This window comes from Puia sp. (genome assembly GCF_036500295.1).
In the GTDB taxonomy this organism is placed as follows: Bacteria; Bacteroidota; Bacteroidia; order Chitinophagales; family Chitinophagaceae; genus Puia.
This window is the reverse complement of sequence record NZ_DASYCH010000103.1, coordinates 60,249-68,970: the sequence shown is the minus strand read 5'-3', so window position 1 is coordinate 68,970 and position 8,722 is coordinate 60,249. Positions and strand designations below refer to the sequence as shown.

General features: G+C 53.3%; 5 protein-coding genes. All 5 read left to right on the top strand.

The genetic code is table 11. The features are described 5' to 3' along the window. Positions 1-253 precede the first annotated feature (253 nt). The 5 genes from rpoC (at position 254) to VGM48_RS20120 (ending at position 8,721) form a co-directional block, all read left to right on the top strand. Complete coding sequence (gene rpoC, locus VGM48_RS20140) at positions 254-4,549, top strand: DNA-directed RNA polymerase subunit beta' (protein WP_331582231.1); 4,296 nt, start codon at positions 254-256, stop codon at positions 4,547-4,549. 88 nt (positions 4,550-4,637) lie between these two features. Continuing rightward, the gene (locus VGM48_RS20135) at positions 4,638-5,225 is read left to right on the top strand and encodes an OmpH family outer membrane protein (protein WP_331582230.1); all 588 of its coding nucleotides are present in this window, start codon (positions 4,638-4,640) and stop codon (positions 5,223-5,225) included. A gap of 34 nt (positions 5,226-5,259) precedes the next feature. Next, entirely contained in the window at positions 5,260-6,696 is a 1,437-nt protein-coding gene (locus tag VGM48_RS20130) for an APC family permease (RefSeq protein WP_331582229.1), read from the top strand. A 1-nt stretch (position 6,697) separates the two neighbouring features. Further along, positions 6,698-7,690: a bifunctional heptose 7-phosphate kinase/heptose 1-phosphate adenyltransferase gene (locus VGM48_RS20125; RefSeq protein WP_331582228.1), complete on the top strand. Its 993-nt coding sequence runs from the start codon at positions 6,698-6,700 to the stop codon at positions 7,688-7,690. A gap of 83 nt (positions 7,691-7,773) precedes the next feature. Then, a complete protein-coding gene (locus tag VGM48_RS20120) occupies positions 7,774-8,721 on the top strand; it encodes an isoaspartyl peptidase/L-asparaginase (protein WP_331582227.1) in 948 nt (315 codons plus the stop codon). Position 8,722 lies beyond the last annotated feature (1 nt).

Below are 8,722 nucleotides of genomic sequence, written 5' to 3'. Positions count from 1 at the left end.
ATAAGGGGGAAAAAGGACTTTTACGTAGAAAATTTTTTTTCTGTACGTATAGCTGTGCCAAGAGTGCCGAAAAGTTGGCGCAGGGACCGTGGAAAAATAATTTTGATGGTGAAAAAATCGTACCTTTGCCCTCCTTGATTTGGGCCCAGCAGCATATATTGAGTTTGTGAGATAGCCTCCCGGAGGAATACCGGGTAGGGTATTTTTTTGATATTCAATGGGTTGGAACAAGTAAAAAAAAGCATATTGCACCATGGCTATTAAAAAAGAAAATCGTCCGAGAGCCACTTTTTCCAAAATCACGATCGGTCTTGCATCCCCTGACAGCATCCTTGAACGGAGCTATGGGGAGGTATTGAAGCCCGAGACGATCAATTATCGTACGTACAAGCCCGAAAGGGATGGTTTGTTCTGCGAGCGGATCTTTGGTCCGGTAAAGGATTATGAGTGTGCTTGCGGAAAGTACAAGCGTATCCGGTATAAGGGGATCGTTTGTGATCGTTGTGGGGTGGAAGTTACGGAGAAGAAGGTTCGACGGGAACGGATGGGGCACATCAAACTGGTGGTGCCGGTGGTTCATATCTGGTATTTCAAATCCCTTCCCAATAAGATCGGTTACCTGCTTGGGATGAGCTCCAAGAAACTGGAGAGCATCATCTATTATGAGAGATATGTCGTCATTCAGCCCGGTATCCGTACGGATAAGGGGCAGAATTATGGCGACCTCCTGACGGAGGAAGAGTACCTGGAGATCCTGGACACGCTGCCCAAGGACAACCAGTATCTGCCGGATGAGGACGTTGCCAAATTCATCGCGAAGATGGGTGCGGAGGCGGTTCATGATCTGCTGGAGCGGATCGAGCTGGACCAGTTGTCCTTCGATCTGCGGAATGCTGCTGCCAACGAGACTTCGCAGCAGCGGAAGGCGGATGCTTTGAAGAGGCTGAGTGTCGTGGAAGCATTCCGTGATGCCAATTCCCGGATCACCAACCGTCCCGAGTGGATGGTCATGCAATACATTCCGGTTATTCCGCCCGAGTTGCGTCCGCTGGTTCCGCTGGATGGCGGCCGGTTTGCGTCTTCAGACCTTAATGACCTGTATCGCCGGGTGATCATCCGGAACAACCGTTTGAAGCGGCTGTTGGAGATCAAGGCGCCTGAGGTGATCCTGCGTAATGAAAAGCGGATGCTGCAGGAAGCTATCGATTCTTTGTTTGATAATAGCAGGAAGTCCAATGCCGTCAAGGCTGAGGGTGGCCGTGCGCTGAAGTCGTTGAGTGATGTGTTGAAGGGTAAGCAGGGCCGGTTCCGTCAGAACCTGCTTGGTAAACGTGTCGACTATTCCGGTCGTAGCGTTATTGTCGTTGGTCCCGAGCTGAAGCTGCATGAGTGCGGTTTGCCGAAGGATATGGCTGCCGAGCTGTTCAAACCCTTTATCATCCGCAAGCTGATCGAGCGTGGTATCGTGAAGACGGTGAAGAGCGCCCGTAAGCTTGTCGACAAGAAAGAAGCCATTGTCTGGGATATTCTTGAGAACATATTAAAAGGTCACCCGGTGATGTTGAACCGGGCTCCGACGCTGCACCGGTTGTCTATTCAGGCCTTCCAGCCCAAGCTGATCGAAGGTAAGGCGATCCAGCTGCACCCGTTGGTGTGTACGGCATTCAATGCCGACTTTGACGGTGACCAGATGGCCGTTCACGTGCCGTTGAGCAGTGCGGCCGTACTGGAAGCGCAGCTGTTGATGTTGTCTTCGCACAATATCCTCAACCCGCAGAACGGTACACCTATCACTCTGCCTTCGCAGGACATGGTGTTGGGTCTTTATTACATTACGAAGGGTAAGAAGTCAACTCCCGCCGAAAAGGTAAAGGGTGAAGGGAAGGCCTTTTACAGTGCTGAAGAGGTCATCATCGCCTACAATGAAGGAAGAGTCGATCTGCATGCCTTTATCAAGGTGAAGACGAATGTGCGGACCGCTAAGGATACCATTGAGCACAAGCTTCTCGAGACCACCGTCGGCCGTGTGCTGTTCAATCAGCATGTGCCTGTGGAAGTAGGTTTTGTGAATGCTCTTTTGACTAAGAAGTCGCTTCGTGAGATCATCGGTAACATCATCAAATGGACGAATATCCCGAAGACGGTGAAGTTCCTGGATGATATCAAGCAATTGGGTTTCCGGATGGCCTTCCGTGGTGGTCTTTCGTTTAATATCAATGACCTGATCATACCTGATACCAAGGAGCAGCAGTTGGATAATGCGAAAGTGGAAGTCGATGAGGTATGGGACAACTACAACATGGGTCTGATCACGAATAACGAACGATACAATCAGATCGTGGATATCTGGTCGCGCGTGGATACGCGTATCACGGAATCGCTGATCGTCGAGCTGGCAAATGACAAGCAGGGTTTCAACTCTGTGTACATGATGCTGGACTCCGGCGCCCGTGGCAGCAAGCAGCAGATCAAGCAGCTGGCGGGGATCAGAGGGTTGATGGCCAAGCCGAGGAAGTCGGGTTCGACGGGGAGCGAGATCATCGAGAACCCCATTCTTTCCAACTTCAAGGGTGGATTGAACGTATTGGACTACTTCATCTCTACGCACGGTGCGCGTAAGGGTCTTGCGGATACGGCCTTGAAAACGGCTGATGCCGGTTATCTGACCCGTCGTCTGGTGGACGTCGCGCAGGACGTGGTGATCACCGAAGAGGACTGTGGAACGTTGCGGGGCATTGCCACTTCGGCTTTGAAGGACAATGAAGACGTTGTGGAACCGCTGTATGACCGGATCCTGGGACGTACTTCGCTTCACGACGTATATGATCCGGCGAGCGACAAGCTGATCGTAACGGCAGGCGAGCAGATAACCGAAGAGATCGGCAAGGCCATTGAGGATGCCGGGATCGAGATCGTCGAGATCCGGAGCGTGCTCACTTGCGAAAGCAAGCGTGGGGTTTGCGTAAAATGTTATGGTAAGAACCTGGCTACGGGCTATACGGCTCAGAAGGGGGATGCGGTCGGCATCATCGCCGCGCAGTCCATCGGTGAGCCTGGTACCCAGTTGACCCTGCGTACCTTCCACGTGGGTGGGGTTGCGGGTAGCGCATCAGTAGAAAGCACGATGGTGGCCAAGTTTGAAGGGACTGTTCAATTCGACGGTCTTCGTACTGTAACGACAAAGAATAATGATGGAGAGAACGCCCAGATCGTCATCGGGCGTACCGGTGAGGTGCGGATCATGGACGTGAAGAACGATCGTCTTTTGATAACCAATAACGTTCCTTATGGTGCGACGCTGGCCGTGAAGGACGGGCAGAAGCTGGCGAAGGGCGATGTGATCTGTAGCTGGGACCCCTTCAACAATGTCGTTATCTCCGAGATCCTGGGTAATGTCAAGTTTGATGCCGTTATCGAAGGCATCACATACCGGGAAGAGGCTGACGAACAGACGGGGCACCGTGAGAAGGTGGTTATCGAAACAAAAGATAAGACCAAGATCCCGTCGATCAATATCGAGGGAGCCAAGGAGGTGAAGAGCTATAACCTCCCGGTCGGATCGCATATCGTCATCGAAGAAGGCGACGAGGTGAAGGCCGGTCAGGTTATCGTGAAGATCCCGCGCGTGCTTGGCAAGCTCCGGGATATCACCGGTGGTCTGCCGCGTGTAACGGAGCTGTTTGAGGCCCGTAACCCCGGTAATCCTGCTATCGTGAGTGAGATCGATGGGGTGGTTGCATTCGGCAACATCAAGCGTGGTAACAGAGAGATCATCGTGGAAGCCAAGGATGGGGTAATCAAAAAATACCTGGTCCCGCTGACGCGTCAGATCCTTGCGCAGGACGGTGACTTTATCAAGGCCGGCGCCCAGCTGTCCGATGGACAGGTTGCGCCTGCGGATATCCTTTCGATCAAGGGACCGTTTGCCGTACAGGAATATGTGGTCAATGAGATTCAGGAAGTGTACCGGTTGCAGGGTGTGAAGATCAATGACAAGCATATCGAGGTTATCGTTCGCCAGATGATGCGGAAGCTGACGATCGTCGATCCGGGTGACACCCGGTTCCTCGAAGAAGATACGGTTGATAAATTCGAGTTCCTCGAAGAGAACGACTGGATCTTCGACAAGAAGGTGGTTTCCGATCCGGGTGAGTCCGGGAAGCTGAAGGCCGGCCAGATCGTGAGCCTGCGGGAAGTACGGGAAGAGAATTCGATCCTGCGGCGGAATGACAAGAAGCTGGCTGAATTCCGGGATGCAAAGGCTGCCACTTCGGCGCCGCTGCTCTTGGGTATCACCAAGGCTTCGCTGGGTACGCAAAGCTGGATCTCCGCGGCGTCCTTCCAGGAAACGACGAAGGTGCTGTCTTCTGCGGCTATCCAGGGTAAGAGCGACGATATGCTTGGGCTGAAGGAGAACGTGATCACGGGTCATCCGATTCCGGCTGGTACGGGTCTGCGTGACTTCGAGAACATGATCGTGGGCAGCAAGGAGGAGTACGAACTGCTGCAAACGACCCGGGAGGCCATGCAATTCGATGAAGAAGAATAGGATTGCGAGTTCCGGTAATTATAAGATTGTTAAAATAAATATAAGTAGGGGGTGTTGAACCTCCTACTTTTTTATATTCGTGGTTATTATGAAGTATATCTCTACCATTTTAAGCGTTGTTGCATTGGGTCTTATTGCCGTTCTTTTTTTTAGTCAGAACCGTCAGCTTGACCAGATGAAGAGTCATGTTGAAGGGGAGAAGAAGTCGGCGGGCACCGGTTTTAAGATCGCCTATTTCGATATGGACAGCCTGGAGGCGCACTATGACGGGTTCAAGGAAGCGCAGGCGCAGGTGAAGACCCAGGAGAATGCGATGACGCAGGAATTGAGCAGTCTTGACCGGACCAATCAGAAGAAGATAGAGACCTGGCGTCAGAAGCAGCAGACGATGACGCAGGCGGAAGGGGAGCAGGCGCAGCAGGAGTATCAGCAGATGCAGCAGCAGTTTGCCACCCGCAAGCAGAGTCTGGAGCAGGCGCTTTATAAGAGTACGGAGGACCTGAAGACGGGTATCCGGAAAACGATCGAGGACTATCTCAAGGATTATAATAAACAGAAGAATTTCTCCTACATCATTCAATACGACGCCAATTCCTTTATTTATACGAAGGATAGCGTGTATAATATCACTACCGACCTGGTGGATGGGTTGAATGCGGCGTATAAGAAGAAATAGGAAAATTCCTGCGGAATTTTCCTATATTCGGACCATGTCTGAAACTAACACTTTCAAGCCCTCGCTGGGCTTGCTGGACGGCACGATGATCGTCGCCGGATCGATGATCGGAAGCGGGATCTTTATCGTCAGTGCGGATATTACGCGTACGGTAGGCAGTGCCGGGTGGCTCGTTTTCGTGTGGCTGATCACGGGTTTTATGACCCTATCGGCGGCGGTGAGCTATGGTGAGCTTAGCGGGATGTATCCCAAGGCGGGCGGTCAGTATGTCTATCTTAAGGAAGCGTATAATCCACTGACCGGGTTCTTGTATGGCTGGAGCTTTTTTGCGGTTATCCAGACGGGTACGATCGCGGCGGTGGCGGTCGCTTTTTCCAAGTTTGCGGGGTATTTCTTTCCGGTGCTGGAACTGGACGATAAGAATATCATTTTTGCGCTGGGAGGGTTTAAGGTCTATTGGGCCCAGATCGTTTCCATCCTGCTGATCATCTTCCTTACGTATGTCAATACCCGGGGTCTCGAGGAGGGTAAGTGGATCCAGCGCATCTTTACATTCACCAAGCTTTTTTCGTTGTTCGGGCTGATCGTGCTGGGCCTTGTGCTGGCTGCCAGCAGCGAGGTCTGGAAGCATAACTGGACGGATGCGTGGAATATGCATTCGTTGATCCAGGATAAGAGGACCGAGGGCATTACCGGCAGCAGCCCTATCGTCGGGCTGGCGGTGTTGGGGGCGATCGCCGCGGCGATGACGGGGTCTATCTTTTCGAGCGATGCCTGGAACAATGTCACCTTTATTGCCGGGGAGATGAAGAATCCCAAGCGGAATATCGGGCTCAGCCTTTTCCTTGGGACGCTGATCATTACCATTATTTATGTATCTGCCAACCTGATGTATCTGACCGTACTGCCGCTTGACCAGATAGCGTCGGCCCACCAGGACCGGGTTGCGGTGACGGCGGCGAAGGTGATCTTTGGCCATGGTGGAACCTATGTTATCGCGGTGATGATCATGATCTCGACCTTTGGATGTGATAACGGGTTGATCCTGGCGGGGGCGCGGGTCTATTATACGATGGCGCAGGATGGGTTGTTCTTCCGGGCGGCGGGCAAACTCAATAAGAATGCGGTGCCGGGCTGGGCGTTATGGGCGCAATGCGTGGTGGCCTGTATCCTCTGTGTGAGCGGAAAGTACAACGATCTGCTGACGATGATCTCGTTTGTTGCCGTGGCGTTCTATGCGCTGACGGTGTTGGGTATTTTTATTCTTCGCAAGAAGCAGCCGGGACTGGAACGGCCATATAAGGCGTTTGGGTTTCCGGTGTTGACGGTTATTTACATTATTCTTGCCCTTGTGTTCTGCGTGGCGCTGATCTTCCAGACGCCGACCTATTCGGGTTGGGGATTGGGTATTGTGCTGGCCGGCATACCTTTGTACTATCTTGCGGTGTCAAGAAGAGAAAAAACAGTATAAGATGGATCTTTCGAGGCTTTTTGGGCAGTTTGGTCAGATAAAAGTCGGTGTTGTAGGCGATATGATGCTGGACACCTATTTGTGGGGGCATGTGGAGCGAATCTCGCCGGAGGCACCGGTGCCGGTGGTGGCGTTGGAGCGGCGGGAGAACCGGATCGGAGGTGCGGGGAATGTCGCGTTGAACCTGGTTTCGCTTGGGGCGAAGGTGGCGACGTTCTCGGTCCTTGGGGCGGATGCGGATGGTGAGCAGCTGGGTGAGCTTTTGCGATCGAAGGGGATCGACACCCGGTATTTGCTGAAGAGCGAAAACAGGATCACCACTGCAAAGGCGCGGGTGATGGGGCGTAACCAGCAGATGTTGCGGCTGGATTCGGAGACGACGGCTGACCTGACCACCGGGGAGGAGGATGATCTGCTTGGTGAACTGCGGCGATTCCTGGAAATGGAGCGGCCGCAGGTGGTGATCTTCGAGGATTATAACAAGGGCGTGCTGACGCACCGGGTGATCCGCGAGGCGGTGGCGCTTTGCCGGCGGCATGAGGTCGTGACGGCGGTGGATCCCAAGCGAAAGAACTTCTTTTCCTATGAGGGGGTTACCATCTTCAAGCCGAACCTGAAGGAGGTGAAGGATGGGTTGAATCTCCTGCTGGAGGATGTGAAGTTGCCGGTGTTGCGGCAGATACATGAGCAGTTGAAAGACCGATTACAGCATGAGATCTCCTTTATTACGTTGTCGGAGAAAGGGGTCTTTTTTCAATATGGCGAGCAGGCGGAGCAACTGCCTTCGCATCTGCGGAATATTGCGGATGTCTCGGGTGCAGGGGATACGGTAGTCGCCGTGGCTTCGCTTATCTATGCGGCTACGCGGGACGTGCGACTGATGGCGGAGATCGCCAATATTGCCGGTGGGCTTGTCTGTGAAGAGGTGGGGACGGCGGCGATCAACAAATCAAGGCTGTTGGAGGAATGCAAGAGGTTAATCAGTTTCGAATAAAGATGCTTTGCCGTTAGCGGCTGTTCAAACATCTTCGGATATTCTTCAAAAATATTCCTCTCTATTTGGAGTAGCTTCGCGATATGTCCAGATATACTCTCGCGATCCATGGCGGGGCCGGTACGATCCTGAAAGAAGACATGACCCCCGAACTGGAACAGGCCTATCTCGACGGTCTGCAGCAAGCCATGAATGCCGGTTATGCCGTCCTCGAGCAGGGCGGGTCGGCCATCAATGCGATCAAGGCGACGATCGTCATCTTAGAGGATAATATGCTTTTCAATGCGGGGCGTGGCGCGGTCTTTACCAAGAAGGGCGTGCAGGAAATGGATGCCGCCATCATGGACGGGCGGACGCTGGATGCCGGTGCGGTTACGGGTGTCCGTAATGTGCGAAATCCGATCGAGCTGGCGACGGAGGTGATGCTCAACAGTAACCATGTTTTCCTGAGTGGGAAGGGGGCGAGTGATTTTGCGATCAAGCAGGGGATCAAACTGGAGCCGGACGAGTATTTCTTTTCGCAGTTCAGGTATGATCAATGGAAGGCCATCCGGGACTCGGACACCTATTCGCTGGATCATACGCATCAGCGGCTCGAGGAACTGATGCGGGACAAGAAGTTCGGGACGGTGGGGGCGGTGGCCTGTGACCAGGAGGGGAATATTGCCGCGGCGACCAGCACGGGTGGGATGACCAATAAAAAATACGGCCGGATCGGGGACAGTCCGATCATCGGTGCGGGGACCTATGCGAATAACCGCACCTGTGGGATATCCTGTACGGGGCATGGGGAGATGTTCATCCGGGCGGTGGCGGCGCATGATGTCAGCTGCCTAATGGAGTACAAGGGTCTTAGCCTGCAGGAGGCCATGGAGATCGTGGTTCATGAGAAGCTGCTGGCCATCGATGGCGAGGGGGGGATGATCGGGGTGGATGGGCAGGGGAATGCGGCGCTGGTGTTCAACAGCCAGGGGATGTACCGGGGATACCGGAGCAGTGATGGAGCGAATATCGTGGCGATATATAAATGAA